The organism is Spirosoma oryzicola, assembly GCF_021233055.1.
GTDB classification, from domain to species: domain Bacteria; phylum Bacteroidota; class Bacteroidia; order Cytophagales; family Spirosomataceae; genus Spirosoma; species Spirosoma oryzicola.
In genome coordinates this window covers 73,259-98,507 of sequence record NZ_CP089546.1, presented here as the reverse complement: position 1 = coordinate 98,507, position 25,249 = coordinate 73,259, and the positions used below count along the sequence as shown (strand labels likewise).

The following is a 25,249-nucleotide window of genomic DNA, read 5'->3' as shown; positions in this document are numbered from 1 at the left end:
TGGTTTATTCACACTCGTTAAACTTACAAGCTCAAATGGCGTAACAATTTTAAGTAGCTTAACATATTGTTTGGTTAGAAAATATGGAAGCTGCTTGAACCAACAGGCACAATTCTGTCTATGCTTTAAAATTGTCACTAGCCTAGAAACCTTGATCAGTTAGATAAAAACACGTATGATAGGGTCACTACCAACTAAAGCTGCTGCACTACTGTTGCTGTTAATCTGTTATAGCAATTCGTTTGCCCAGGACAAGAAACAGATTGTGCGATTAGCCAGGTTGGTCATTGATTCAACTCAATTGGAAAACTACAAAGCGTTGTTAAAAGAGGGAGCTGAAACAGCGGTACGTGTTGAGTCAGGTGTTTTGACCTTATATGCTGTTTCGGAAAAAGAACATCCTACTCACTTTACTATTTTAGAGATTTATGCTGATTCAACAGCGTACCGCGCACACCTACAAACACCCCATTTTATCAAATACAAAACGGCCACAAAAAACATGGTCAAATCGCTCGAACTAGTCGAAACCAATCCACTTATACCTTTTATGAAAATAAAATAATTCGGTGTTCTATGGCTTTACTTAATAGTACTGATATACCAGAATGGACATGAAAATTTTGCCTAATAAGCCGTATCTTATCAGCTGGTTGGCTATTCCTTTACTCGTCTTGGTTGGTCTCTTATTTAGAGAGCATACTTTGAATGTCCAGTTCTATGATACTTATTTCGTGATTGCTAACCTGCACGTTGCTTTAGCAGGATCAATATTATTGCTAGTCGTTGGAATGGGCTACTGGTTAATAGGCTTGAGTGGCAAAACGACCGACCCATTTGTTGCACGAAGTCATCTTTCTCTGACTATAGGTGGATTAGTTCTAGTTACTTCACCTCTATTCAGCAGTGATCGCTTGGCATGTACAGAGTGGCTTTTTTTAGTGCTATTAACACTTCTCCTGGCTCAGTGTGCCTATATAGTCAATAGTGTAGCGACTCTGTTACGAAAGTAAATTAGCGAGTCGCTACACTATATTCTAATCACACAATTCTTCCCGAAGACAGGCAAAATCTGAAGTTGTCTAAGCCTTATACTTGATGAAAAGCTCATTTATTTTGCGGTGTCATCTATGGTAAAGCTTAGCACTGTCTTGATTGCATTTACCATCATCTTCGGCTAGCATAACTTAATCCTAAAAACTCTTCCCGAATAACTACTGGCTGGGGTTATGCTTAGGAAAAAGCCAGTACCCCAGTGGTATGATCGCTCTGGGTTACGAGTTTATGAACAAACCAACTCTTGTCCCTGCCAGTTACAGCTTTAACGGTCAAATTCTTTCAGATGATGTGCTTGGTGTCATGGTAAGCGAGTTCGGTCTGCTGTATGGGCTTAAAAGTGGAAAATTCAGATTGTTGGTCGGTTTAAGTGGTGTTAGGGTCATTTGGAAAAGTCGATCTCAACGTGAGATAAAGGTCAGTTGAACATCTCATCCTGTGTAAAGAGACTTGTCTTAGAACCGTCCAAAGTGAATGCTATTCTATATACCGGCTACATACAAGAGAGAGAATCGATCAGGCTTACTGAATAGCCTTTTATGAGGTTGGTTCTGGTTCGGGTGGATGGTTTATTTTTGAATGTGCTCTCTCGAGCAACCATTGATAAAATAAATTGCTTTTGTGTCTTCAGATCGTCAATCACTAATTCGTCTCCGTGCTTACCAACCAAGTAGATATTCGCTCTGTCAATGTTGTGAGTGAGCAGTTTCTGCTGAGACTCCCGATCTAAAATGAATTCATATTGTAACGCTTGGCCTTGAAATACTTTGGCCCGAATACTACCGTGAGGTTCCAGCTTGATAATTACCTTTCCTCGTAGAGTCGTTACTACAACTTCGCGGTCAGCGCTGGAAGCTTTCTGATAGGAAGCCAGCAGTAAAAACGTAAGAAATGACAGAAAGAAAAATATATCGTTACGCAATCTTAATCGCTCCATGATTGATAGATTTAAGAAAATTAAGTTTCTGGACGTAAGATAAGCAACTCAGGTGTATAAACTACGTTTATAGTTAAAAGTTGTGTAAGTGGCTTCTGTTAGTCGGTTTTACCTGGAAACCACGTGTCTTCATGAGTTGCTCACCGTGACGAAATGTACAAAAGTGAACCACGTATTTCCTTCGTATTTCTGTTAGTTTGATTCGGTCATTGTAATTCTAATTCCCATGTGTACGGACGGTCTTTCTGATAACATAAGCCGTATCCTGAGTAGGTATTGATGGAAAAGCAATAGCTTTAAGATCACAATTCAACGTGTATTGACCCTGAGAGATTGAATTATCCAGAGCATGGATTCCACTAGTACAATGTATAGTCAATGCATGACGATCTACATAAAATAAACCTACACCTTCAACCAACCCAATGCCTTCAGCAGATGAAAAACAACTATAGCTTGATAACCGCTTTACTTTGTGGCTTGTATTCGACCAGCTTTGCCCAAACGGAAGACAAAAACAGCGACTGGCAGAAAATTTCTGTCTCTTATCACCAGCAGGGGAGATGGCTAGCTGGGGGAGGGCTAACTTTACTTGGATTTACCGCTAAAGTAGGCAAGTTTGTAGCCAACCGTAGCTGGGTTGGTGTAGAGAGCGAGGTGCATAATTTCTTTTCGCAACGGCAGGAAGCAGGACTTTTTGGCCGTTATTATTTGTGGAATGGCGGTTTTATATCCGGTTTTTCGGAGGCCGGACTTTCCTACGGTCGTTTCAAGGACTGGGTTTGGGAGGTTGAGCAGGGTCAGCAGCCACCTCAGCCCTTCTATAGTGCTAAGCTGAATGCGGGCTTCGGTCTTGAGTATCCCCTTCGAAAGCAACTGTCAATAGAAGGAGTCGTTAAAGTAGGTAAATTAACACAGGTCAACTGGTTTCAACCAAGTTTTCAAGGATCGGTTAACTTTTACTTTGGGCACTGAAGAAGACCAGTTTAAATGCCATAATACCGTACTATTGGCGGTTACTGCTTTGTTTATCAAGTCATAATCAGGCTGAACATAGCTAGTTTAACTAGCATCTTTCAGCCTTCCTGCAACAGCCATCGGCACCACATTAAGTTAAACGACTTGTAAAACAAAAAGCCCCTTCTTGCTTATGTTCTGATCGGGCTTACCAGATAAGTAAACTCCCCACCCCGGTTTAGACAACGATTATCTGAACCGGGGTTGGGGGGGTGCCCAGGAGGATGAACCGATGGTTATTAACAATTAGCTGTCTTTATGGGGAATAGAACGACCGAACCGATTGCTACATCAACTCCTAAAAAGGGTTTGTTTGGGCGTTACTTTGCTGAACACCTTCTTCGGTTTCGGGCAGGAACACCGTTTTTAGGTTTTGCCGGGCTTCGGCCTGTACGCGTTCGATAAACGGACGAAAGGTGTCATTATATTCCTCAAACGCCACCTCGAAGTTTCCAGCGTGTTTTTGTAACGCATCGGCCAGGGCCGCAGCCCCGCTCACCGCCAGGGAGCCACCCATACCCGCAGCCGGAGAAGCACAATAGCCCGCATCGCCTACCAGCGCCACCCGGCCTTTGGTCCAAGACGGCATATGGATCTGATAAAATTCAACCAGGTAAAAATTATCTGACTGCTGCATTTCGGCCAGGAGCTCGGCAGTTCGCCAGCCCTGCCCGGCAAACTGGTCAAGAATCAGCTGTCGTTGCTGCCCCTTGTTGCGATAATCATAATCGATTTCCGTGTCTGAAACAAAGCTGAAAATAACGTCTGTCTTAGTGCGATAGGCATTTAGGGTAATTGACTTGCCCGGCACCCGGAACAACTGCATCGTGCCTGGCCTGATCAGTAGTTTATCCAGAATGGTGAGCGAGCCGTAGGCGTTCATAAAGTGGGCGTACTCAGCCTCGTCCCCGAACCAAAGCCGTCTGACGCCCGAGTGTACCCCATCGCAGCCCAGCACCAGATGAAACAAGCGCTGGGCACCCTGCTTGAATTCAACAGCCATTCCGTCTTCGGTCGGATGAAGGGCGGTGATGCTGTCGTTAAACTGAAAAGTAACCTTGTCGATCAGGTTCTCCAGCAGGATATAAATAAAGGCTTCCCGTTCGATTTCCAGTTCGTCTGACTCGTTGTCCGCTGTCTGTACCGAACCAACCGTCAGATCATCCGTATTCTTAAATTCGACGCGGTCAACGTGTAAGCGGTGCTTTGTCAACTCGTCAAACAGACCCATGCGTTTAATAACCGCTATTGTATCGCCTTTCAAATCGATGGCGGCCCCATTGACACGCGGTTGCGGAGCCATCTCTACTACCGTTACCCGATAGCCCAATTGATTCATCCACCAGGCGGTGCTAAGCCCGGCAATGCTGGCCCCCGAAATCAGTACTTCTTTTCCTGTGATTGTGTCCATTGTGCAGGTGATTTTTTGCTGGCACAAAGCAACGTTGACGGATCGAAGCCGGAAAGGCCGGGGCAGGGTAGGTATTGGACTAATCGCGGTTTTTTGTTCGAAAGGCTAGTGCAGTCATGCCTGTCACTTTTGCAAAGAGCCGGGAAAAATACGGGTAATCGTCATAGCCTAGCTGAGCGGCAATTTCTTTCACCGAATGATTAGAGTGATACAGTAACCGTTTGGCTTCCAGAATAATGCGGTGCTGGATATGCCCGGAAACAGACTGACCGGTTGTGTGTTTGACGCATTCGTTGAGGTAAGGCGTTGACAAGTGTAGTTTCCGGGCGTAGTCTGCCGGACGTTTAATCGTTGCATAATGACGGTCCAGCTGTTCCCGAAAGGCTTTGGTTACCAGATCGAACCGTGAAAGTCGGCCCGTCGATTTTGTTTGCTCTACATAGGCCGAAAGAATCAAGGCAACCAGGGTGTTGCAGGCATCTTTCAGCAAGGAGTGATGTAATCTGTTTTCCCGGCGTTCGGACACATTTAGGCAAAGCGATACGGCATCGTCAAGGAGTGTCAGCGCGTCGGGCGCGACTGCCAGGGGTTTCACGGGAGTGAGGTTCTCCAGTAGGTTCAGGTATTCCGGATTTAGGTTTTCGTTGGTAATGGCCAGGCTGACAACGGTTACCTGATCAATGGCCGTTGTGCGATGCACTTGATCGGGATGAACGTAAATGACCGACGGCGACTCCATCGTGTAGTGTTCAAAATCGATGTCAATGTGAACGATTCCTTTCTGTAGCAGGTGAAATGTATGGGTGTTGTGGCGGTGTACCTCTCGATTGGCTTCGACGGTATTTCCGCTGCCAGGTGGCGGCAAACGGGAAAAAACGACTTTCTCTATGGCAATCCCGGCGTCCCGGTCGTCAGTCATGGTGTTGACCGGTATAGATGTTTTCTTTTTGCCCATTGGATGCGCTGTAGTTGCCGGGAGATTCAGCCGGGGAAGGTACTTACTTAATAGCGGTTGTTTCAGTACGGTGTGGAAACGCGTGTATATTCAGTGTTGAACTGAAAAGACAAAGTTGAGGATAAAAATCACACCCTGACCGCTTAGGGAGATTAATGTAGAAGAACAATTTGCTGATTATCAATTGATTATTGAATTGAGTTTAAATTGGCACGTTTTGGGTAAGGTATATCTATACAGACATTACTTTCCATCAGTTGTTCGCTACCCCGAGTAGCTTTGCTATAGATAGATTACTCATACTCAACGTTCAATCATTAAAAGTCCGGACACATGATGGCCCGGACTTTGCTTTTTATTGGCTGGCCTGATTGCTAAAACAGCGCGCAATGGCCATAGTTGATAATAGTAAGTTTTCACTGGTGTAAAAGCTGCTCTCTACGGTCAGAAGCTAGCGGTTAGGCTTCTTTGGATCGAATCCAAGTGTACGGGATCAAATAAGCCCGGGCGCAGGGCATCCGGGCTTACCAGTTCGATCATAACACATTAAACTAACTACGTGGCTCTATAACCCGCCGGGACAACCGGGGCGGTTAAGAGTGAGGCAGTGGCATAAAAAACGCAGTAAAGATCGTTGAGCGAACACCCGATCAGTAGTAAAAGCAGTATGGCTAGCTAACCGGAATCGATGGGGGACGAACCAGCGTGTTCTAAGCCGTTCTTCAAAATACAGCCAACAAACGCTACTAATCAACGTTATAAATAAATTCGTGTACTCGAACAATTAATAGGGGCGGTTACCGTTTAATAAAGAATAACAGAATAAGTCTATGGATTATCAGGTCCGTAAGAAGCTGTATCGACGTAAGTACATGCTTAAGAGTCAGTTATTGGAACATGATGCGGTGCTGGGGGCAATGAATAAAAGCCCGCTGCTGTTCATCGGTTTACTTAGTAGCCATTATCTGGTAGGTAGAGCTTTATCGGCTGAATACAATTTTGTCATTGATCAACTGAGCCAGCCATAACATCGGTTAGACCCATCTTTTTCGAAATGATGGGTCTGCTACGCGGGTTGGTTTAGATATGTTTGTCGTTCAGTCCTTGTCTGCACTATCGGATCTGCAAATTGGCGTTAAGGGCAGTGGAACAGGCACTAAAAATGAACAAGGGTACGTTGACAAGAAAAACCATTTCAGGCGCTCATCTGTCGGTGTGTTCGCGCAAAACAAATAATGCTTGGTAAACGCGGTTGCTCCGCATTCCATCCCAAGAAGCAGGCAAAACATAGCCATCCTCCCGGCCTGATAACCCACAACCCTCGTTTAGTAGAACTAAAGAATTAATTTGCCGGTTGTCGTTAAAGCGCTCATCCGGTAGTTCCTTCCTGATTTGTCCCAGTCGATGATCATAGGTCTTCATGCAGTCTACCGACGATAATCGTATCACTCCAGATTGTTTTTCGGAAACAGCCAAGAGCGACTGGTTGGCATGGAGTCGTACAAGCGTGCTGTCGGTTCGAACAGCTATTATTCACTACTAAACTAATTGACGGGCCATGGGAGCATCCAACGAAACCTTCAGTAAACGGGAAAAAGAAAAAGCCCGGCAAAAAAAGAAACAGGACAAGCAGGGAAAGCGCGACGATCGAAAAGCTAACCTCACGAAGGGGCAGAGCCTGGATCAGATGTTAGCGTATGTCGACGAAAATGGCAATCTGTCCACGACGCCACCCGACCCTAAAGGGTATAAATCTGTCGACCAGGAGGAAATTGTGATTGGGGTTGCCAAACGTGAGCCTGAACTGGTAGAGGTAGTCAGACGTGGCACCGTAACCATGTTCAATTCGGCAAAAGGCTTTGGTTTCATCCGGGATCAGCAAAATCAGCAAAGCGTTTTTGTGCATCAGAACGAACTAATCGATCCGATTCAAGAGAATGACCGGGTTACGTTCGAAATCAAAAATACGCCCAAAGGAGCCAGTGCCGTACAGGTCAGAAAGCTGGTCAAGACTTCAAATTAAGCGCCGATAGCCCCTGCCCCGTGTACAAGTTGACAAAAACGAGAGGTCTGACCCCGTTCATGTCAACTTTTTTGATTTGATGCCGTCAGCCCGATTAAAGATTCAATTATGGTGAAGGCCACCGTGGTGCGGGTATTATACTATGCGTTGATGACCTTCAGAATTAAGCTACCGCTTTCGGATTGATTTTGGAACTTAAGTCGCTTGACGCTTACATAAGCAAAGAGTCCGGTCAAAACAGGATTACCTCAGAATTAACAACTGGTACTGGAAGAAGACAACGATTGCTGCACATCGGCGAAGGTTGCGTTGGTCGACCTCTTAACGGTCTCTTACTTCTCATTATGGTCAGACTGAGCTATGCTTTGCGTTCGCCGGGTATTGGCATTGACTCTCGGAATGATCAACCGGGGGCAGTCAAGATAACTCAGCCTTTGGATGGGATAGCTACTCCTAGCTTAACTATTTACCCGTGGAGGGTGAACGGGAGTGCCTACTACCTACAATGGGTCTAAAACTGGTCAAGCTTTCTAGGAATATACGATCAATAAGCTCTACGAAACCTGCTGCTTCACGGCATGAACAATAAGATCCTGTAGTGTCAGACCAATGAGGTCTACAAGGCTGATACCGTAGAGGGTGGCCACCTGCTGTAAAACAGTTAGCGACAGTTCGGTGCGACCCGTTTCTTTTTTGCTGTAGGCGGCTTGGCTTACTCCCAACTGAAACGCAACATATTCTTGTGGGTAGTTGTGAATTTCGCGAAGCTTACGGATTTTGAGCGCAATTGGATTCATGTGAGTACAGCGTTTGGTTGTTTAATTTTGGGTTGCTTGGTGAATCGAAGTAAATGCTGTCAATGACATCGATCAACTTATTTCGGTCAACTGCGCATCCGTTTCGGTGAATCCATGTATTATTACGGTGTTTGAACTCATCGTTTACCTCCCTGTGATACAACCTTACCTATGCAGCCCATTATCCGTTGCTTTATTATAGACGATGAAGCTCCCGCTCATGTCTTGCTCGAAAGATACATTAAGCGCGTACCTTATCTGCTGGTCGTAGGGCAGACCTACAATGCTGTTGATGCCCTGTTTGAGATTGAACAGGCTAAACCCGACCTGATTTTTCTGGATATTGAGATGCCTGAGATGACGGGAATCGAATTTCTAAAAGCTTTACCGGCGAGTCGGCCCAATTTTCCACGTCCGGCGGTAGTAATGGTAACGGCCTACTCTGAATATGCCGTGCAGGGATACGAGCACGACGTACTAGACTATCTGCTCAAGCCGACTCCTTTTGAGCGGTTTATGCAAACGATTAACAAGTACAAAGCCCGTCAGGGAGTAAGTACCGCACCCGTAACCACTCCCGATAGCACACCCAACATACCGACCGCTGAGCCAGTGCCGGCACCTATCGCAGAATCAGAACTGACAGAGCCAGCGGGGCAAAAAGGGAATTTCTTTCTGGTAAAAGAAGATAAGAAGTTAATCCGGGTGGCTCCTTCCGATATACTCTTCGTGGAGAGCGACAGCGATTATCTGACCATTCATTTATCAGAACGTTCGATTCTGACCTACATGACAATGGGCAAGCTGGAGTCGATGCTGCCCGCGGATGAATTTCTACGGGTCAATCGCTCGTACCTAATCCGGTTGGGCGCTATAAAGGAAATAGATGGAAACCTGATTACAACATTAAACGGAAAGCGCGTACCCATTGGCGTTACGTACCGGGAGCGAGTAATGGACGTGTTGAAACGGATGATGCGGTAGGGAGCATGAAACAGCTAACAAAGAAGAAGTGCTTAAGAGTAGGATTGCATGTAGGATTGTGGATACTGTTTTATTTCTGCGTGGGGCGAGTAGTGACAAAGGCAGTCTACAGAGACAACGCATTGGTTATTAATGTTGTTAGTCTGATAGATTTGTTAATAAATATTACTCTATTTTATCTTACTTGTTATTTCATTTTTCCTAAATTTCTTTACAAAAAAAAGTTACTTGTTACACTAGGGTATCTGATAGGCGTTTTTTATGTGACTTACGCGATCAATTATTTGATGTTCAAGAGTTTATTGGATGTTACGGATGGATACATAGGTAAAGAAAAGACGTATATAACAATAGCCTGGGAGTTGTTTTTGAAGGACGGAGGCTGGTTGGGTTGTTTCAAGAGTGCACGCATAGCCACTTGGAATTACACCCTTGCCTTGTTTATACCAACCATAACCATATCGGTCAAATCAATACGTGATATCATTTTCATCCAAAAAAAGAACGCCAAGTTAGAGTTAGACAGGATCGTCTTGGAGCGGGATAAACTGACGCTGGAACGAGATAAACTGGCTTTAGAGCAGGAAAATCTTCAGCTTGAAATCAACTTTCTTAAATCGCAGATCAACCCACACTTTCTGTTCAATACGCTGAACAGTGTCTATGTCGATATCATGGATACGAATGAGCAAGCGGCTGAGCAGGTTTTGAAACTCGCCAGCTTAATGCGGTACGGGCTTTACGAGTCGAATCAAGGCCAGGCTGATTTAGCAAAAGAACTGGCTTACATTCAGAATTATCTGGATCTCGAACGTATCCGACATGGGCACCAAGTAACCATTACGTTTGACCAAAGGGGAAATCTCGCAGGGTATAAGATCGCCCCACTATTGCTAATTTCCTTTGTGGAGAACGCCTTCAAACATGGCGTGCGCAAAAGCAAGCAAGCAGCTTTTATTTATATACATGCCTCTATGCAGGACGGACTATTCACATTTATTGTCAAAAACAGCCTCGGCATCTCCGAGATAGATAAAACCGGGACAGAGCCGGGGGGGGTTGGTCTGGTGAATACGCGAAAGCGTCTGCAAATTCTGTATCCTGACCGGCACGAACTGGCTGTTAATACCGTAGCTGATACGTACCAGGTGACGCTCCAACTAAAGCTCGCCTAGATTCGGCGAATACATTCGCCGTGGTTTACCTGTTGTTTACCGAGCGTATCGGTCCTATTGAACGAAATACTTTTTTTATCGCTTTTCGCAGCCCTAGGTTTGTTTCATCAATCGCACAAAGAAACCCCGTAAACTGTGTTCTTCATGCAAACGCAACCCCAACCCCAACGTCTTGTTCTTGCTAAGGAGCGTATCTATAACCTCACCACGGATAACATCCAGAGTAAAACGCAAAAATCTAGCATTCCCTGTTTGATGACAATCTTTACTGTCCAGTAATCGAATGATTCCCAGTCTTCTCCTTTCTCATTATGGAGCTGGCGAATGTCTGCTCACTAAGTTTGTGAACCGCACCGGTTTCCTGGATATTGTCTGGACCGGTGCGTTCACGGATAAAGCAATTGAGCAACTTCTGAACACGGAAATTAAACTAACCTTGGCCTGTCTGCCGCCCCCCAATCAAGAAATCGAGAGTTCAGTGCTGGATGCGTTACGGAGGCAGGAAAAACTATTATTGACCTCAGTGTACCCCTTTCATCTGTACAGTAACTATAAACTTCACCCGACGGCTTTTATTAATGAGCCTTATTCGTTTGGTCAATTCCAAGTGGCCTTAGAGTCGTGCTTATCAGGGGAATTGAATGAATAAAACGGGAACTATTTTCGTGAGGGAAAAGACCTTTTTGGGTTGTCCACGGAATCCCTTACGCATTACTGTCTGGATGTGAAGCACAGGTCATCGAGAAACTCTACACTAGTTGCAACCTTCTGTTCACCCCTTAATAAAATTAGTTAGGTACACTGTGAATATATCGCAAAATTGGAAATAAGTGTCCTTCCCGTTTTGTAATATGTTCACATTGTACCCGTTTCTTGTTATACGTCGCCCGGTTTTCTCAATAAGTAAACTTAATGAGATGCAGGCCCGCCTACTTCATCATCCTCTGGACGGACTCCTCCACGAGTGGTACAGCGATCCGTTTGCTCAGGAAGCGATCTATCTGGCTTCGCCCACCCTTTATGAACGTTTCATGCGGTGGTTATCGGGAGAGCAGCTCTCCGACGTTCATAAACTGCTGCAAACGCTTTACAAATACGCCATCCGAATGAGTACCCGGTGTACGCCATACGGACTTTTCGCTGGCTGCTCGCTGGCTCTCCCTGCGGATTACACACGGCTGAGAAGGAAAAATCCCCAGCCCGTTCGTCGCCATAGTCGGCTTGATATCGAATGTCTGATGGCCGTCCGGGACTGGCTGCTGGCACAGCCGATCATCCGTAATCAGGTCTTATTTTACACGAACAACTCTTTGTATGCCGTTGGTGGCAATTTCCGGTATGTGGAAATGCAGCAAACCACAGCTAGCCGCCACTACTTTATTACAGCGCTTACGGGTGATCAGTTTCTGAAACGGTTGTTCGAGCAGGCCAGAACGGGCGCAACGGTACCCCAACTGGTCAACTACCTTGTGGAGATGAACATCGAAGAAGATGAAGCATGCGCTTTTGTCGAACAACTCATCGACGAGCAGTTGCTTAGTTGCGATCTTGACCCAGTGCTTATCGGTGAGTCCTATCTCGATGTACTAATTGCTAAAGTGGCTGCTCTGTCGGACACCGAGTTGATAACCCAGGATCTGATTCAATTAAAAGAATTGGTTGCTACGACCCCAAACGTTGTTGACCTTGGCAATCATATCGGCTCCTGGCTGGATGGGCGACAGCTTGACGCACCCATAGACCGGCTTCAGGTCGATTCGTTCTACGAGGAAGGGTCATTAACCGTCGGCCAGTCGGCAATGGAACACCTGCGTCAACAGATCGAACAGTTAGCCGTCCTCAATCAGCCCCACCATTGCCCGGACATGGACGATTTGAAGCGCCGTTTCTATGACCGCTACGAGCAGGAGGAAATTCCGCTGGCACTGGCGCTGGATAGTGAATACGGTATTGGCTACGGCGTTCAGTCGGGGTTGGGCGTTGGTTACGCGCCCATGATTGACGATCTGTCTTTACCTAACATCGAGGGCGTTTTGCAACCACCAACCTGGAACTGGTGGCAATCATTTGTCTTGAACAAGTACTCAGAGAGTCTTTATAGTCACCAGGCCGAGATTGAATTAAGCCAGGCCGACCTAGAGCACATTGCTAAACAGCGTCGCGATGGGCAGGCCTTACCCGAAAGCTTTTATGTATTTGGAAACTGGCTAGCAAAATCGGGGGAGGCTATCGACAAAAATGAGTATCGGTTTGTGATGCAAGCTTGCAAAGGACCGTCAGCCGCTACATTACTGAGCCGATTTTGTGAAGGTAGCTCTCCGTTGACCGAAGCGGTACAGAGCTGTGTCCGGGCTACGGAGCAACACCATCCTGATGTTATTTTTGCCGAAGTAGTTCACTTTCCAGAAAACCGGGCTGGCAATATACTGACCCGCCCCACGCTCTACCAGTACGAAATTCCTTATCTGGCGCAATCGTCGGTCGATCAGGAATACCAGATTCCTATAGATGATCTACTGATCTCGGTGCGAAATGGTCGGGTAGTGCTGCGCTCCCGTCGACTAAACAAACGGGTTATACCACGCCTGACCAACGCTCATAACTACCATCAGGGATTACCCACGTATCGTTTTCTGTGCGATCTGCAACATCAGGATAGTCATCTGGATGTGAAATGGAACTGGGGTGTATTGGCCGAACAGGCTTATTTGCCACGCGTTCGTTATAAAAATATTATTCTGAGCCGGGCTACCTGGCAGTTGCAGGCCAAGGATCTGCAGTTGGGAAATTTGTTTCAGCTGGCAATCCAGTTGAATGAGAAGGGCCTTCCCCAGGAGTTCGTCGTCGGTATGCACGACCACGAGTTGCTCGTGTGCCTACACAATCCGCAGTCGTTAAGCCTTTTGGTTGCTGAATTGCAGAAGCGAAACAGCGTCAGGATTTATGAGTACCTCGCCACCGCCGACAACTGCCCGGTATCGGTAGGAGGGCAGCCCTTTACAAATGAGGTAGTTATTCCGTTCCATAATCCGTCGGCTCCGAAATTATTCGGCCTGATGCCCAGTTTGAAAACCCTGCCTCAACGTCGTTTTTCGGTAGGTAGCGAATGGCTGTACCTGAAAATATATACTGGCGAAAAAACGTCGGACGACTTGCTGGCCACTGTATTATACCCGGTTGTGGAGCAACTGCTGGCGAAAGGAGTCATCAATCAGTTCTTTTTCATTCGGTATAAAGATGTTGACCCCCATCTCCGGTTGCGGTTCCGGGGAAACCCATACCTTGATTTTCACCATGTAGTCATGCGGAAGGTGGAAGAGGCTCTGCGCGACCGGGTCCACGAGGGCGTTGTTCACCGGGTTCAGATGGATACCTACGTCCGCGAAATCGAACGGTATGGCCATGAGCAAATCGAACTTTGTGAGGCCATTTTTCATTACGATAGTCTGTCAACACTTGCGTTTCTGGCCCAGCACAAAGCGGTTTTCGATGAGAGCAGTCGCTTTGCCTTTGCAGTCGCTAAGATCGATTGTCTGCTAACGGGGGTGGGGCTGCTTACTGGCGAGCGGAGCCAGCTAATGAATCAGATGAAAGACGGATTTTTCGCTGAGTTCAACGGCGACGTAAATCTGCGTCGGCAACAGAATGAAAAGTTCAGACATTACCGTCCGTTAATCGACCACGCGCTGAGCACAGCTTATCAAGGTGTTCCAAACCAAACTGTGCCGGATTGCATGACAGCGGAGCTAACGAACAAACTTCGCCTGGCATTTCCGGGACCACCGCAGCTTATGCCTATTCTGCAAAGCTTGATCCACATGATTATCAATCGTCTTTTCCCGGCTAAACAACGGGCCTACGAACTGGTGATCTATCACTGTTTGGCTAAGCATTATGATGCTCAGAAGGCTCGACAACCCGTTTGTGTAGAGGTAGATTAATATTTTTAAACGGCAGCGCTCGATTCAGTGAGCGCTGCTTTTAGTTGATGAAGCACTGGGTTGGGCGTTGCAATTTCAGGAGCATTACTCCACTGTAGCTGGCAATTTGCCGGCTTTTTTGCTTTATAACCTAACGGAATAATCTATACCCAAACAGATTACGATATAACCGATGATTATTGAAAACGGGGGGAAATACGACCAATTTTGAATCATCAAACGAAGACAAAAACAACCCGATAATGACTCTTTAAACAGACACGCTCATGAAAAAGCACATTGATACGGAGTTCTCTTTTGATAGCTGGATCAACAACGATGTGGACTCGACATCTGATGATTTTGGTCAGTTCGATGACAATTGGCTTATCTCAGCCGATGATTTGTTTAGCCATTTAGAGCAGACGCTTGATGAACCGGCTGGCTAAAATCAGAAAGTCACCTAAGGGTTTATAACCTAGGGGAATAAACTATAACCAGACGTTTTTGATCGCTTAGTAGTAAATACCCAACTTTGTAATACCAGAACGAAACAAAGAGCAGAGAATATAAAAAATATTCATATGCATTCTTTGAATAGATATAGCCGTAAGAGTCCCGTGTGTAGCGCCTTCGCTACGCCGGAAATCATAAAAAATGGTCTATACAAGTGGTATAAGCAGGCATAGAAACTCCCCCGAGCATAAAGGGGGAGTGTTATTGCCCGATTGAAACAGATCGTTAGTGCAAGTAGATTGTGATGTTGGTGCGTGTGTTCGTTTTGTCGGCTCTTTTGTCAGTTTTGTCATAAAATATGCGAGCAACTTTGCTCTGTAAAACGTATTTAAACAGACAAAGTCATGGAATTACAGAACGACAAGAAGACGATCATCGCAGCCCAAACGGAAGCTACTATCGGTCATACCAACCTGCCCACAGAGCCAGTGGAGGATATGGAACTGAACGATGAACAGCTGGATATAATATCTGGAGGAGGAGATGGCTCGGGTATAGTTGTCAGGTTATGATGAGACAGTGGATGTGCATGTGGCTGATACTTTGTCTGACAAACAGTCTAATAGGAAAGCTACATGCACATACCCCCTCAAGACAAAGGGTAGTATTGGCCGAGAACAAAGCATCAATCCATACTAGAAAGTTGGCCGATAGTCTTTTTAACTTAGGTATTCACTATCAGGATACTCAGGTCTATCAGCCGTCTTTGGTGCTGTTTGAAAGAAGCCAAAAACTTTATCGGCAGATCGGCGATTGGAAGAAAGTAGGTGATTGTTTCAACTGTAAAGCCATAACCTACTATTATATCAGTGATTTTTCGAAAGCAGTAGTTGCTTTTGAAGATGGCGCCGAAATCTTCAAAAAGATACACTATAAAAAAGGAGTAGCTTCAACGCTGAACAATGTAGGTAACATCTATAATAGTCAGGGAAACTATGCCAAGGCATTAGCGTATTTTCAGCAGGCTACGCTCATTTTTAAAGAGATTGGTGATATAGAGAACTGGGCTGCTGCAACCAACAATGTTGGTTTAATTTATGGTAAGGTAAAAGATTACAGCAATGCAATGAAGTATTTTACGCAGGCGTATGCTGTTTTTAAAAAAGAAAATAAACAGGAAAGGATTGCTCAGACACAAGATGCTATCGGCAATATTTATGTGAAACTGGGTAAGTACGATAAAGCATTTCAAAGTTTTAATGAATCACTACAGATTGCTGACAGAAGACAGGATAAGCAATTGCAAATAATGGCGCTAAATAGCCTCGGTGATTTATTCAATGAACAGTCAGCTTACGCACGAGCGTTACCTTATTATACTCGCTGTCTGACCTATGCCAACCAAATAGGAAGCCTTCATAGCCAAGCAGAAGCACAGATTGCGATAGGTACTATTATGTACCGGCTGGGGAAGAGCAAAGACGCAGTAAAAAAATGCCGGAATGGTTTGCAATTAGCCGAAAAAGTAGGGTCAGTTTCGATGAAGAAACGGGGGTGCGATTGCCTGTACCAGTCTTATAAAGCGTTCGGAAACACCGGCCAGGCCCTATACTACTTTGAGCAGGCTAACACGCTTGAAGACAGTTTAAATTTATCCGAAACGGCTAACCGGGTCATGAATATCGAGTTCCAGAAGCAGCAGTTGGTCGATAGTATTGCCTATGTGCAGAAAGAACACATCATTCAGCTGAAACATAAAGAGGAGGTAGAGCGGCAGGAAAAGCAGCGGAATATGAGTATCCTTTCGTTAGGCTTTATCCTTCTGGTAGCGGTAGGCTTATGGGCTCAACTCAACTACGTCAAGAAATCAAGAGCGGCTCTTAAAGTTGAAAAAGACCGCTCTGAAGCCCTACTGCTAAACATATTACCCGAAGAAATTGCTGAAGAACTAAAAGAAAAAGGGCATGTCGATGCCAGAGTGTTTAACCTAGTCTCGATCTTATTTACCGATTTTAAGTCTTTCACACAAACGGCCGAGCAGATGTCTCCGCAAAGCCTCGTAGAAGAAATACATACCTGCTTCAAGGCGTTTGATCTGATTGTAGAAAAGTACCAGATTGAAAAAATTAAAACGATTGGCGATGCATTTATGGCTGTTGGAGGTCTCTCGTATACAGATGACCGTTCGCTGAAAAATATTGTGCTGGCAGGTCTGGAAATGCAGGAATTCATGGTGAAACGGGCCGTTGAAAAACGAGTGGAGGGGTATCCCGCCTTCGAAATGCGCCTGGGCATACATACTGGGCCTATTGTGGCCGGCATCGTCGGTGTGAAAAAGTTTCAGTACGATGTATGGGGTGATACCGTAAACACCGCTAGTCGAATGGAAAGTAGTGGTATGGTCGGCAAAGTGAATATCAGTGAAACCCTATATGAATTCATAAAGCAGGAAGAGTGCTTTTCGTTCGAATACAGAGGTCAGGTTCACGCAAAAGGAAAAGGAAAGATGGGTATGTACTTCGTCAAGAAAAGTAATGTAGTTCAGTTAGTTGCTTAGTTAGCTAATACTTTAACCAAATTATATCATGACAAAAGATGAAGATTACTCAAAAATGACACTCGATGAGTTGGTGTCAGCGGAGAAAAAAGCGAACTCACAGAAAATCATAACTGCCGTACTGATAGGATTATTTGTTGGGGTAGCTATTTGGTCGGCTACACATGGGAGAGGTTTTATTCTTACTGTTGGGTTGCTAATTTTTTCTCTGGTGATAGGAAGTAGCTATGATAAAAAGAGAAAGATTATTCAGGCAGAAATTAACCGCCGAAACACTGGTGCCTGATTAATCTAAAGTCACAGAAGAAATATTGATAAGCAAAATCAAAAAGTAAAGAAAGAATACAAAGTCGAAGCACTGGTTTATTAAACGAAATTAATACTCGGCTCATATTGTGAAGAAATTCTGTCAAAGTCTCGACCGATATAAGATTTAGGGTTAGAGATTAACATCGACAGCATCTAACTAATTTGGGGGACGCTCTTGTTTATTGAAAAATAACCTGTGTAAACTATAATAACCTTCACACACAAGCTTCATTGAGCAGATAGTTTAAATAGTTTCGTCCCATTAAAACCACCGAGGTTGACTTACCACCTAATAAACATAATATAAAATTTGTATCAGTTGTTCTAGAAATTCACAAAAGAGGAGTAATCTGACTTTGTATTATATAAGTAAGGGAATGGAACAGAAAAAGCAAGAAATTATAGAAGCTGTTATATCAAAAGCTTGGGAGGACACGAGTTTTAGAACAGAGCTAATAGCTGACCCTGTAAAGTCAATCGAAAAACTGACTGGCATAAAAATAGTACTGCCGGAGGGAAAGAGTTTAGTGTTTTTAGACCAAACTGATAAGTCTAAGATTTACGTAAACATTCCCTCTGAACCTGAAGTCGAGAATATGGAACTGACTGAAGATCAACTTGAGGCTGTTGCAGGCGGTGGGCAAAGAATCTGGAGTGATTTTGTCAGCAATTTATTTCCTACGCTGAAAGACTGCATAACTCTGTAACCCTAATAAATATAAATAATAAAAAGTATATGGAATTCACAAAAGAGCAAAATCTATACGCTGAGATTGTACAAAAAGCTTGGGAGGATGACCAGTTTAAAAGCGAGTTGTTAGCCAATCCTATCCCGGCCATTGAGAAACTGACTGGTCAAAAACCTAGCCTTCCTCAAGGCAAAACGCTGGTAGTAAGAGATCAAACTGATGAATCTATAGTGTACATAAATATCCCGGCTAAATTTAACACAGAAGATGTAGAACTAAACGAAGACCAACTCGAAACAGTGGCAGGAGGGGCAAAAGGTATTTTTGGACCTAGTGACTGGACTGCGGGACCATTTATTGAACCACTGATTTTGCCTGGAAATACCCGCCCGGTAAATCCATCCAATTCCTTTTAAAGCAGCATTTCAATTACTTATACAATAATTTAGTTTAACTATTACACAATCAAACTACATGAATTTTCTACAAGATCAAAAGCTGTACGCAGAAATCGTACAAAAAGCCTGGGAAGATACCCAATTCAAAAGTGAGTTGATAGCTAACCCTACAGTAGCTATCGAAAAACTGACGGGTCAGAAGCTAAATCTGCCTCAAGGCAAAACGCTGGTGGTACGTGACCAGACCGACGAGTCTGCGGTGTACATTAACCTTCCAAGCAAGCCTAAAATGGAAGATGTAGAATTAAACTAAAATTAGCTAGGAGCTATAGGGATGATACTATCTGGCCTTTTATTGGCATAGACGTTTCTGGATGATATAATTCAGTAACGCACCCCCTACCTATTTCAGAGTCTCAAAAAGAATGTTTTACTAAAAGAGTTTAAGACAACTAGAATAGTTATAAATTAAATAACCAGAACAAATGGAATTTATACAAGAACAAAATTTGAATGCTCAAGTCATTCAGAAGGCTTGGGAAGATACTCAGTTTAAGAGTGAATTGATGACAAATCCAGTGGGAGCGATGGAAAGGCTCACGGGTCATAAAATTAATTTGCCCGAAGGTAAAAAACTGGTAGTAGTGGACCAAACAGACAATTCTACGGTTTACTTTAACATTCCTACCCAAGTAGATACTAATAATTTAGAATTAAATGAAGAGCAACTGGAAATGGTTGCAGGTGGCTCGACCCCCTTTTGTGCGATAGGTTACGGGTTTGTAGTTGGGATAGCTCTTTGGTCAGCAACTCACGAATAACTCACGAATAACTAAAATAATATAAAAAATTAAAAATTATGAATAATACAATAGAACAACAAGAAACAGGTATAGAGCTAATGAAAACTTTGGCTCAGAAAGCTTGGGAAAGTTCAGCTTTCAAAGAGCAATTAATAAAAAATCCTGTGGCGACAATCGAGCAAGTTACTGGGAAAAACGTAACGATGCTTGTTGATAAAAGAATTGTCGTAGAAGATCAAACGGATGAGTCTCTGGTTTATTTCAACATTCCAGCAAAACCCAACTTTGATGATCTAGTATTAACTGAAGAGCAGTTAGAAACAATTTCTGGAGGAACTTCTATGGTGTGTGGTGCATATGTGCTTGGCGTTGCCATTGGGTATGCAGTATGTTGGGCTCTTTCTGATTAATCTTATAGCTACAAAAAGCCTTGAATTATCAAACAGCCATTCTTTATGAATGGCTGTTTGATGTCTTATTACAGAAATGTTAATAAGTATAAACGATGAAACTGGAAGCTAAACAAAATTTAGTTTTTATTTAGTATAGATAATGAATATTTATCAATAGTTCAGTTATTTATATATTTCAATTAATAATTTAAATTCGAAAAGTCTTATCTGAATATTTATATTTCATGGTTTTTGTATATTCCAATTATAGTTCATTACGATTGAAATGATTATCTGACGCAAAAATAGAAGAAATCGTATTAAAAGTTTCTTATAATAAATAGCTTTATAAAGTTATTTATTATGTTTATTATTCTTAATATTTACTTAGTACGTATGCTTAAACTATATATTTGATTAAAGATACTTTGTAAAATGTTTAGCTTTTAAAAGTAGTTCTGACGCGTATTAAACGCTTCTTGTACGAAACTGAAAAAAGAATGTGACAATAAGTTTATTAGATGAGACAGCTTTATTTTAATTTTTAGCTCCTAAAATAATTTTATCTTGATGAATATTTTAACTATTCCTTATGTTGTTGGTGGGCTTTCACACTTTATTCCTTTGTATGTTCTTCAGCAGAGGTATATGAGGAGAAATGCCGAATTTAAAAACGTTTTTTTAGTTAATAGTAGTATACAAAAGTTTCTCATGATGCAGGGAGTGCAGTCTGTGCCAATAAATTATGATTATGCTATTGAAGATACTTCCCTCTCCTTTGAAAATGTTTCAAATATGAGGGAGTGTCTTATAGAAATGGAAAAGGAAGCTTACGATAAAGTTAAGCCATCTCTTATAATTGAGGATAATTCTTTTTTATCTCCGCTGATTGCTGAAAAAAATGACATACCTCGAATTTCAATTCAACGAACTGGTACTTTTAGATCGATTGATGAACGTTTTAGAAAAAGTAATCATGTTCATTCAATTCAAAAAGGGCATTATAATGAAAAGTCTAGATTTATATTAAATCTAAGTGATGTAGGATTATCTAATATCAATGATAATCCTGATTTCTACTTTTTGCAACAATACGTGAAACCGAAAGTCAAGATTATCCCCGGGATACCAACAATTGAGAGTTTACCGGAAAACGTAGCAGACAGAGATTCATATTTTTATTCTGGACCACTTCTTATAATGGATAAACCCTCAAAAGATTTATCCAGCAGATTGGATGAATTTTTGAGTAACAATAAAGAAAAACCTGTAGTTTTTATCACAACTGGTACAATAGATAGAACTCCCATAGAAAATTTCCTGAAGTTCTTTGTAGACCGCAACTACGCTGTTATAACTACTTGTGATTGTAAATTAAATGAGGTATACAAACAAGAGATTTTCTATAATAAACTACTTCCCTTAAATCACATCTGTGGAATCTCAAACTTAGTGATCCATCAATGCGGTTCAGGTATGTACCATTATCCAATTATGAACAAAGTACCTTCTCTTACAATGGGTACTCTCTGCTATGATCGAGAAGATATTGCGCAAAGATTACAAGAACTTGGCGTTTCAGGTCATATACCTCACCCAGACGATAACCCCAACTATTGGGATATCTTTCTTGAAATGATCAACAGGTTCGAAAAAAATACGTTGATAGATTTCGACATGATGAATAGACTGAGGCTTGAAATTAATGAGACATCATTAAATTTTCAAATGGAGGAAGTTGTTCAATATGCATTAGCTTGAAAGAACGCGTTTCCAAATAATTATAAAAGTTGTCATAAATATTATATAATTAATTTTAAAAGAATATGTTACAAGAAACAGCTGTAAATATACCCGTTTCAAGTACACACATGCCTATCTATAAGCCAGTTAGTAAGAAGAAACCTGAAAGAATGATAAATATTATGTCTGCTTGGAGAGGATTGGAATTAATAATTGAAGATATACTAATTCGGTTCAATTTGAATAGAACATCTTGTATTGAATTTGGCGTTGAGTTTGGTTATTCAACAGTGGCTTTGTCTAATTATTTTGATAAAGTTATAGGTGTGGATACCTTTGAGGGTGATAAGCATACATTTAACAAAAAAGAGCATTTTGATAAAACAAGAGCCAGGCTTTCCGTTTATGAAAATATAGATTTAATTAAGTCGGATTATCAAAGTTGGATACCAAATGATAAAAACTATTATGATTTCGCCCATGTTGATATTGTTCATAGTTATAAAGAAACTTATGAATGCGGACTCTGGGCAGCTCAAAATAGTGATTGTGTGATTTTTCACGATACTGAAAGTTTTCTAGAGGTTAGACGTGCTGTCATAGATATTTCAAAGGATACAGGCTATGATATGTATAATTATCCCTATCACTTTGGTCTTGGGATTTTAGTGAATCCTAATGTAAAAAATCGATAGTAAGGTTAGTTTTGTCTGTGTTTATTCTAAATAAGTAAATAGAAAATGATTAGACAATCTTTTTATATTGTTAAAGAAAGTTTTAAAACAATTCCATTTGTTGAGGTTATTTTTCATTATACAGAAAACTTTACAAATAGTTTTGATTTAGGATTAACACAGCTTGTAAAAGATAAATTAGAGTATAAATTATTAGAAGAGTTAAGCTCTGTCGCTGAGGTTACACTACAATCAGAATTAGATGATTTTATCGATAAAGGGGGTTCTGATTTTGATGAGTTTATAGAGAGAATAAATTTGTCTTTAGCAATAATTTATCCTGTTTTAGATAAATTATTGAAACTGAAGGTTACTAATTTTTTAAATCATATTTGTAATATTATTAGCCGTTTTAAAGAAGATTCTGAAAGTATAAAAGCAACATTTAATATAGATAGTAGTAAAATTATAGATATTGATGTATGCCTTGGTGATGGCCATAATGGTGAAGGTACAGCCTTAGTATATTTATCAAATGGTACAAAATTAATATATAAACCAAGAAATATAGGTATAACAAATTCTTATAATTTTTTTATTGAATGGGTTAATTTTAAGCTAAAAACAAACATAAAAACTTTTAAAGTATTAGATTGTAAAAGTTATGGTTGGATAGAATTCGTTAATTATGAACAAGTAAATTCGGAAGATGATTTACAAGAATACTATTATAAAGCAGGGATATTATTAGCGGTTACTTTGCTGTTGGGTAGTAAGGATTGCCATCATGAAAATGTAATCGCATCAGGGAGTAATCCTTTCATGATTGATCATGAAACTATTATTCAACCTTTTTTCAATGACCAATCTTTTCGGACGTGGGACGTTCAACATCAAATACCTCCTTTTTCTGTGTTAGAAAGTTTTTTGATCGTAAACCAAAACACTGGGTTACCTTCAGACATTGTAGGGTATGGAGTAAATGGAAATATTGAAGTCATAGATTTAGAAAAAAAAGTAATAAATCCTAATACCATAAATTCTAAAAGAACTACTCGTTTTGCTACGAGAAAAATAGTGGATAAAAATATTCCAAAATTAAATGGCACGTATACTTTCGCAAATGATTACAAAGAGCATTTTATTTGCGGCTTTACTAAAGCGTATGATATGTTTTTAGGTTCGAAGAATGAGTTAAAATCTGATAGCTCTCCTCTTCAACTATTTAAGAAGAATGAAGTGCGATATGTATGGAGGCCCACTTTTGTGTATTTTAAAATTTTGAAATATATGAGATCAGCTTCTTTTATGTCAAGCCATGAAGTATATCAGTCTAAGCTATACGACTTGTTGTCAAAGGCCTTTAAAGGAGAAAATAGACAAGATTTTAAGTTTATACTGGATTTTGAAATAAGTCAAATGCTCAATGGAGAGATACCTATTTTTAGTTTACAATGCATGGATAATTTTTTGGAAGGTAACGAATCGTTAAGATTATTTCAGTACAATTGTTTACAAAATATACTTCACCGAGTCGACTTATTATCATCTGCACATAAAAATGAACAGTTAACTTATATTAATCGGTGGTTAGAGTCGTAAAGCACAGTTCATGTGCAAGTTATAACTTTTGTAAAGCGTAGTTTCTCTACTAATTGTACTCTGTTAAATTCTTTGTTGGTACAACTCTGTGAAACAGATGGTATACTATCATAGAGAATACTCTGTAATTGATATACACGAGATCTAATAAATCAGTAAATTGAAAATTACCACAATGAAGATCAATACTTATAAAGATAAAAGCATAGAGAGCTTGATGAAGATGGAAAAGACAACCATAGCCGCTACATCTGTATTTGCGGGTATACTCACTGTCCTTTTCGTTGTGACAATTCTTTTGACGATCAAAAAAGGTTTTACGCCTTTTCTCGTCATTCCCTTCTCCTTGTTGCCACTCCTTGGTTTAAACTTTGTAAGTCTTAAGGAAATCAGAAAGGAACTCAGCATCCGAAAAACTGCCCTTTGATCCGTGTGCTTCTTGGTAGTCCATTGTATACTTTGACGCTATAAGCGGGGGTCCAAAACTATAGAATGGTTCAATTCAAATGTACACCGGGACGAATTCCAGTAAAATTGATACTTGTATTACCTGCAAAGGAATTGATGCATGCGGGTTAGAAAGTGCATGGTACCGTTTTCTGTTCTTTACCCATCGCTAATCACCATCCTATTTACGATGCATACAGCAAAGAAAAATGCCATTGACTGGAATTCGCCTAATGCATTGGAGCAACTTGCTCAACACATCAGAAATCCGTTGGAGACTATCATGAATGTGAGCAAAAATGGGAGCATGTATGATAAGCAACGTATTGAGCAGATTCTTTTTTCCAGTAGCAAAGAAATAAGCGATATAGTAGAAGACATTTTGGTCAAAGCGAAAACAAATGCATTGAGCCTGACCTACCATGATCGCCCGGATATATTCCATATTTATGAATCCAATGAAAACGTCAGAAAGATGTGTCTGGGGGAGTTGCAGCCCCAGAAAGTAGCCAAAAAAGACCAGGATTGGCTGGTAAATCTGGAGCGGGAAGTATACGGCAGCATAAGGCAGGAATATCTGGACTTAAACGAACTATCATATAAGATGGCGATAAGCGAGCGACAGTTACACCGCAAGATTCTTAACCTAATTTTGTTGACTCCCAATAAATACGTAAGAATACTTCGCCTGCATAAAGCCCGGCAACTGATCGACAGCTACGTACAGCAGTCTGTTTCACAAATTGCCTATACGGTTGGCTACAGAGACGTACATTATTTTTCAAAACTTTTCGCCGAGCAATACAGCATTTCGCCTAAGCAACTTTTAGGCTCTTCCCGCTAAATACGAACGTGTTGCAACATACCGTATCGGTTGTGACGGCCTTTTTGGTGTGACCATCTG

26 protein-coding genes are annotated in these 25,249 nt (G+C 41.8%); 22 read left to right on the top strand and 4 right to left on the bottom strand.

Going from position 1 to position 25,249, the window contains the following annotated elements; genetic code table 11:
• Positions 1–265: 265 nt before the first annotated feature.
• The gene (locus tag LQ777_RS30190; RefSeq protein ID WP_255720964.1) at positions 266–565 is read left to right on the top strand and encodes a putative quinol monooxygenase; all 300 of its coding nucleotides are present in this window, start codon (positions 266–268) and stop codon (positions 563–565) included.
• A gap of 984 nt (positions 566–1,549) precedes the next feature.
• Here the strand turns inward: LQ777_RS30190 and LQ777_RS30185 are convergent.
• Positions 1,550–1,993, bottom strand: a complete 444-nt coding sequence (locus LQ777_RS30185; RefSeq protein ID WP_232564066.1) for a hypothetical protein — start codon at positions 1,991–1,993, stop codon at positions 1,550–1,552.
• 438 nt (positions 1,994–2,431) lie between these two features.
• Between LQ777_RS30185 and LQ777_RS30180 the strand changes: the two genes are divergently transcribed.
• Positions 2,432–2,968 carry a hypothetical protein gene (locus LQ777_RS30180; protein WP_232564065.1) on the top strand — a complete coding sequence of 179 codons (537 nt, stop codon included), beginning with the start codon at positions 2,432–2,434 and terminating at the stop codon, positions 2,966–2,968.
• Positions 2,969–3,308: 340 nt separating this feature from the next.
• On the opposite strand, the gene LQ777_RS30175 is transcribed toward LQ777_RS30180, so the two are convergent.
• Entirely contained in the window at positions 3,309–4,421 is a 1,113-nt protein-coding gene (locus tag LQ777_RS30175) for an FAD-dependent monooxygenase (protein ID WP_232564064.1), read from the bottom strand.
• A 79-nt stretch (positions 4,422–4,500) separates the two neighbouring features.
• Positions 4,501–5,376, bottom strand: coding sequence for a helix-turn-helix domain-containing protein (locus tag LQ777_RS30170; protein ID WP_232564063.1), 876 nt, complete (start codon positions 5,374–5,376; stop codon positions 4,501–4,503).
• 830 nt (positions 5,377–6,206) lie between these two features.
• Between LQ777_RS30170 and LQ777_RS30165 the strand changes: the two genes are divergently transcribed.
• Positions 6,207–6,404: a hypothetical protein gene (locus LQ777_RS30165; RefSeq protein WP_232564062.1), complete on the top strand. Its 198-nt coding sequence runs from the start codon at positions 6,207–6,209 to the stop codon at positions 6,402–6,404.
• Positions 6,405–6,934: 530 nt separating this feature from the next.
• Positions 6,935–7,399 (top strand): cold-shock protein, encoded by a 465-nt coding sequence (locus LQ777_RS30160; protein ID WP_232564061.1) that lies wholly within the window; start codon positions 6,935–6,937, stop codon positions 7,397–7,399.
• Between the two features lie 554 nt (positions 7,400–7,953).
• Here the strand turns inward: LQ777_RS30160 and LQ777_RS30155 are convergent.
• Positions 7,954–8,196, bottom strand: a complete 243-nt coding sequence (locus LQ777_RS30155) for a helix-turn-helix domain-containing protein (protein ID WP_232564060.1) — start codon at positions 8,194–8,196, stop codon at positions 7,954–7,956.
• Between the two features lie 171 nt (positions 8,197–8,367).
• On the opposite strand from LQ777_RS30155, the gene LQ777_RS30150 reads away from it, so the two are divergent.
• From LQ777_RS30150 to LQ777_RS30065, 18 genes are all read left to right on the top strand, one after another.
• Positions 8,368–9,180, top strand: coding sequence for a LytR/AlgR family response regulator transcription factor (locus LQ777_RS30150; protein ID WP_232564059.1), 813 nt, complete (start codon positions 8,368–8,370; stop codon positions 9,178–9,180).
• Positions 9,181–9,443: 263 nt separating this feature from the next.
• Positions 9,444–10,355 (top strand): sensor histidine kinase, encoded by a 912-nt coding sequence (locus LQ777_RS30145; RefSeq protein ID WP_232564058.1) that lies wholly within the window; start codon positions 9,444–9,446, stop codon positions 10,353–10,355.
• 283 nt (positions 10,356–10,638) lie between these two features.
• Positions 10,639–11,004, top strand: a complete 366-nt coding sequence (locus tag LQ777_RS30140; RefSeq protein ID WP_232564057.1) for a hypothetical protein — start codon at positions 10,639–10,641, stop codon at positions 11,002–11,004.
• Positions 11,005–11,272: 268 nt separating this feature from the next.
• Positions 11,273–14,296: a lantibiotic dehydratase gene (locus tag LQ777_RS30135; protein WP_232564056.1), complete on the top strand. Its 3,024-nt coding sequence runs from the start codon at positions 11,273–11,275 to the stop codon at positions 14,294–14,296.
• Between the two features lie 266 nt (positions 14,297–14,562).
• The gene (locus LQ777_RS30130) at positions 14,563–14,724 is read left to right on the top strand and encodes a hypothetical protein (protein ID WP_232564055.1); all 162 of its coding nucleotides are present in this window, start codon (positions 14,563–14,565) and stop codon (positions 14,722–14,724) included.
• Between the two features lie 411 nt (positions 14,725–15,135).
• Positions 15,136–15,303: a hypothetical protein gene (locus LQ777_RS30125; protein WP_232564054.1), complete on the top strand. Its 168-nt coding sequence runs from the start codon at positions 15,136–15,138 to the stop codon at positions 15,301–15,303.
• Between the two features lie 131 nt (positions 15,304–15,434).
• The gene (locus LQ777_RS30120) at positions 15,435–17,288 is read left to right on the top strand and encodes an adenylate/guanylate cyclase domain-containing protein (protein WP_232564053.1); all 1,854 of its coding nucleotides are present in this window, start codon (positions 15,435–15,437) and stop codon (positions 17,286–17,288) included.
• Positions 17,289–17,316: 28 nt separating this feature from the next.
• Positions 17,317–17,574 carry a hypothetical protein gene (locus LQ777_RS30115; protein ID WP_232564052.1) on the top strand — a complete coding sequence of 86 codons (258 nt, stop codon included), beginning with the start codon at positions 17,317–17,319 and terminating at the stop codon, positions 17,572–17,574.
• 400 nt (positions 17,575–17,974) lie between these two features.
• Positions 17,975–18,304 carry an NHLP leader peptide family RiPP precursor gene (locus LQ777_RS30110; RefSeq protein WP_232564051.1) on the top strand — a complete coding sequence of 110 codons (330 nt, stop codon included), beginning with the start codon at positions 17,975–17,977 and terminating at the stop codon, positions 18,302–18,304.
• Between the two features lie 29 nt (positions 18,305–18,333).
• Positions 18,334–18,702 carry an NHLP leader peptide family RiPP precursor gene (locus LQ777_RS30105; RefSeq protein WP_232564050.1) on the top strand — a complete coding sequence of 123 codons (369 nt, stop codon included), beginning with the start codon at positions 18,334–18,336 and terminating at the stop codon, positions 18,700–18,702.
• A gap of 58 nt (positions 18,703–18,760) precedes the next feature.
• Complete coding sequence (locus LQ777_RS30100) at positions 18,761–18,997, top strand: hypothetical protein (RefSeq protein ID WP_232564049.1); 237 nt, start codon at positions 18,761–18,763, stop codon at positions 18,995–18,997.
• A gap of 172 nt (positions 18,998–19,169) precedes the next feature.
• Positions 19,170–19,505, top strand: a complete 336-nt coding sequence (locus LQ777_RS30095; protein WP_232564048.1) for an NHLP leader peptide family RiPP precursor — start codon at positions 19,170–19,172, stop codon at positions 19,503–19,505.
• A 38-nt stretch (positions 19,506–19,543) separates the two neighbouring features.
• Positions 19,544–19,897, top strand: a complete 354-nt coding sequence (locus tag LQ777_RS30090; protein ID WP_232564047.1) for a TOMM propeptide domain-containing protein — start codon at positions 19,544–19,546, stop codon at positions 19,895–19,897.
• 552 nt (positions 19,898–20,449) lie between these two features.
• A complete protein-coding gene (locus tag LQ777_RS30085; protein ID WP_232564046.1) occupies positions 20,450–21,640 on the top strand; it encodes a glycosyltransferase family protein in 1,191 nt (396 codons plus the stop codon).
• A gap of 65 nt (positions 21,641–21,705) precedes the next feature.
• Entirely contained in the window at positions 21,706–22,317 is a 612-nt protein-coding gene (locus LQ777_RS30080; protein ID WP_232564045.1) for a class I SAM-dependent methyltransferase, read from the top strand.
• Between the two features lie 45 nt (positions 22,318–22,362).
• Complete coding sequence (locus LQ777_RS30075) at positions 22,363–23,898, top strand: type 2 lanthipeptide synthetase LanM (RefSeq protein ID WP_232564044.1); 1,536 nt, start codon at positions 22,363–22,365, stop codon at positions 23,896–23,898.
• 175 nt (positions 23,899–24,073) lie between these two features.
• A complete protein-coding gene (locus LQ777_RS30070) occupies positions 24,074–24,325 on the top strand; it encodes a redox-active disulfide protein 2 (protein WP_232564043.1) in 252 nt (83 codons plus the stop codon).
• Between the two features lie 210 nt (positions 24,326–24,535).
• Positions 24,536–25,189 (top strand): helix-turn-helix transcriptional regulator, encoded by a 654-nt coding sequence (locus tag LQ777_RS30065; protein WP_232564042.1) that lies wholly within the window; start codon positions 24,536–24,538, stop codon positions 25,187–25,189.
• Positions 25,190–25,249 lie beyond the last annotated feature (60 nt).

Bases quoted from the DNA above. Each gene is read 5' to 3' on its own strand.
- LQ777_RS30095 (WP_232564048.1), top strand. From the start codon at position 19,170: ATGGAATTTATACAAGAACAAAATTTGAATGCTCAAGTCATTCAGAAG.
- LQ777_RS30155 (WP_232564060.1), bottom strand. From the start codon at position 8,196: ATGAATCCAATTGCGCTCAAAATCCGTAAGCTTCGCGAAATTCACAAC.
- LQ777_RS30185 (WP_232564066.1), bottom strand. From the start codon at position 1,993: ATGGAGCGATTAAGATTGCGTAACGATATATTTTTCTTTCTGTCATTT.
- LQ777_RS30125 (WP_232564054.1), top strand. From the start codon at position 15,136: ATGGAATTACAGAACGACAAGAAGACGATCATCGCAGCCCAAACGGAA.
- LQ777_RS30130 (WP_232564055.1), top strand. From the start codon at position 14,563: ATGAAAAAGCACATTGATACGGAGTTCTCTTTTGATAGCTGGATCAAC.
- LQ777_RS30065 (WP_232564042.1), top strand. From the start codon at position 24,536: ATGCATACAGCAAAGAAAAATGCCATTGACTGGAATTCGCCTAATGCA.
- LQ777_RS30100 (WP_232564049.1), top strand. From the start codon at position 18,761: ATGAATTTTCTACAAGATCAAAAGCTGTACGCAGAAATCGTACAAAAA.
- LQ777_RS30070 (WP_232564043.1), top strand. From the start codon at position 24,074: ATGAAGATCAATACTTATAAAGATAAAAGCATAGAGAGCTTGATGAAG.
- LQ777_RS30140 (WP_232564057.1), top strand. From the start codon at position 10,639: ATGATTCCCAGTCTTCTCCTTTCTCATTATGGAGCTGGCGAATGTCTG.
- LQ777_RS30150 (WP_232564059.1), top strand. From the start codon at position 8,368: ATGCAGCCCATTATCCGTTGCTTTATTATAGACGATGAAGCTCCCGCT.
- LQ777_RS30160 (WP_232564061.1), top strand. From the start codon at position 6,935: ATGGGAGCATCCAACGAAACCTTCAGTAAACGGGAAAAAGAAAAAGCC.
- LQ777_RS30170 (WP_232564063.1), bottom strand. From the start codon at position 5,376: ATGGGCAAAAAGAAAACATCTATACCGGTCAACACCATGACTGACGAC.
- LQ777_RS30085 (WP_232564046.1), top strand. From the start codon at position 20,450: ATGAATATTTTAACTATTCCTTATGTTGTTGGTGGGCTTTCACACTTT.
- LQ777_RS30090 (WP_232564047.1), top strand. From the start codon at position 19,544: ATGAATAATACAATAGAACAACAAGAAACAGGTATAGAGCTAATGAAA.
- LQ777_RS30075 (WP_232564044.1), top strand. From the start codon at position 22,363: ATGATTAGACAATCTTTTTATATTGTTAAAGAAAGTTTTAAAACAATT.
- LQ777_RS30180 (WP_232564065.1), top strand. From the start codon at position 2,432: ATGAAAAACAACTATAGCTTGATAACCGCTTTACTTTGTGGCTTGTAT.
- LQ777_RS30175 (WP_232564064.1), bottom strand. From the start codon at position 4,421: ATGGACACAATCACAGGAAAAGAAGTACTGATTTCGGGGGCCAGCATT.
- LQ777_RS30110 (WP_232564051.1), top strand. From the start codon at position 17,975: ATGGAACAGAAAAAGCAAGAAATTATAGAAGCTGTTATATCAAAAGCT.
- LQ777_RS30105 (WP_232564050.1), top strand. From the start codon at position 18,334: ATGGAATTCACAAAAGAGCAAAATCTATACGCTGAGATTGTACAAAAA.
- LQ777_RS30080 (WP_232564045.1), top strand. From the start codon at position 21,706: ATGTTACAAGAAACAGCTGTAAATATACCCGTTTCAAGTACACACATG.
- LQ777_RS30115 (WP_232564052.1), top strand. From the start codon at position 17,317: ATGACAAAAGATGAAGATTACTCAAAAATGACACTCGATGAGTTGGTG.
- LQ777_RS30165 (WP_232564062.1), top strand. From the start codon at position 6,207: ATGGATTATCAGGTCCGTAAGAAGCTGTATCGACGTAAGTACATGCTT.
- LQ777_RS30135 (WP_232564056.1), top strand. From the start codon at position 11,273: ATGCAGGCCCGCCTACTTCATCATCCTCTGGACGGACTCCTCCACGAG.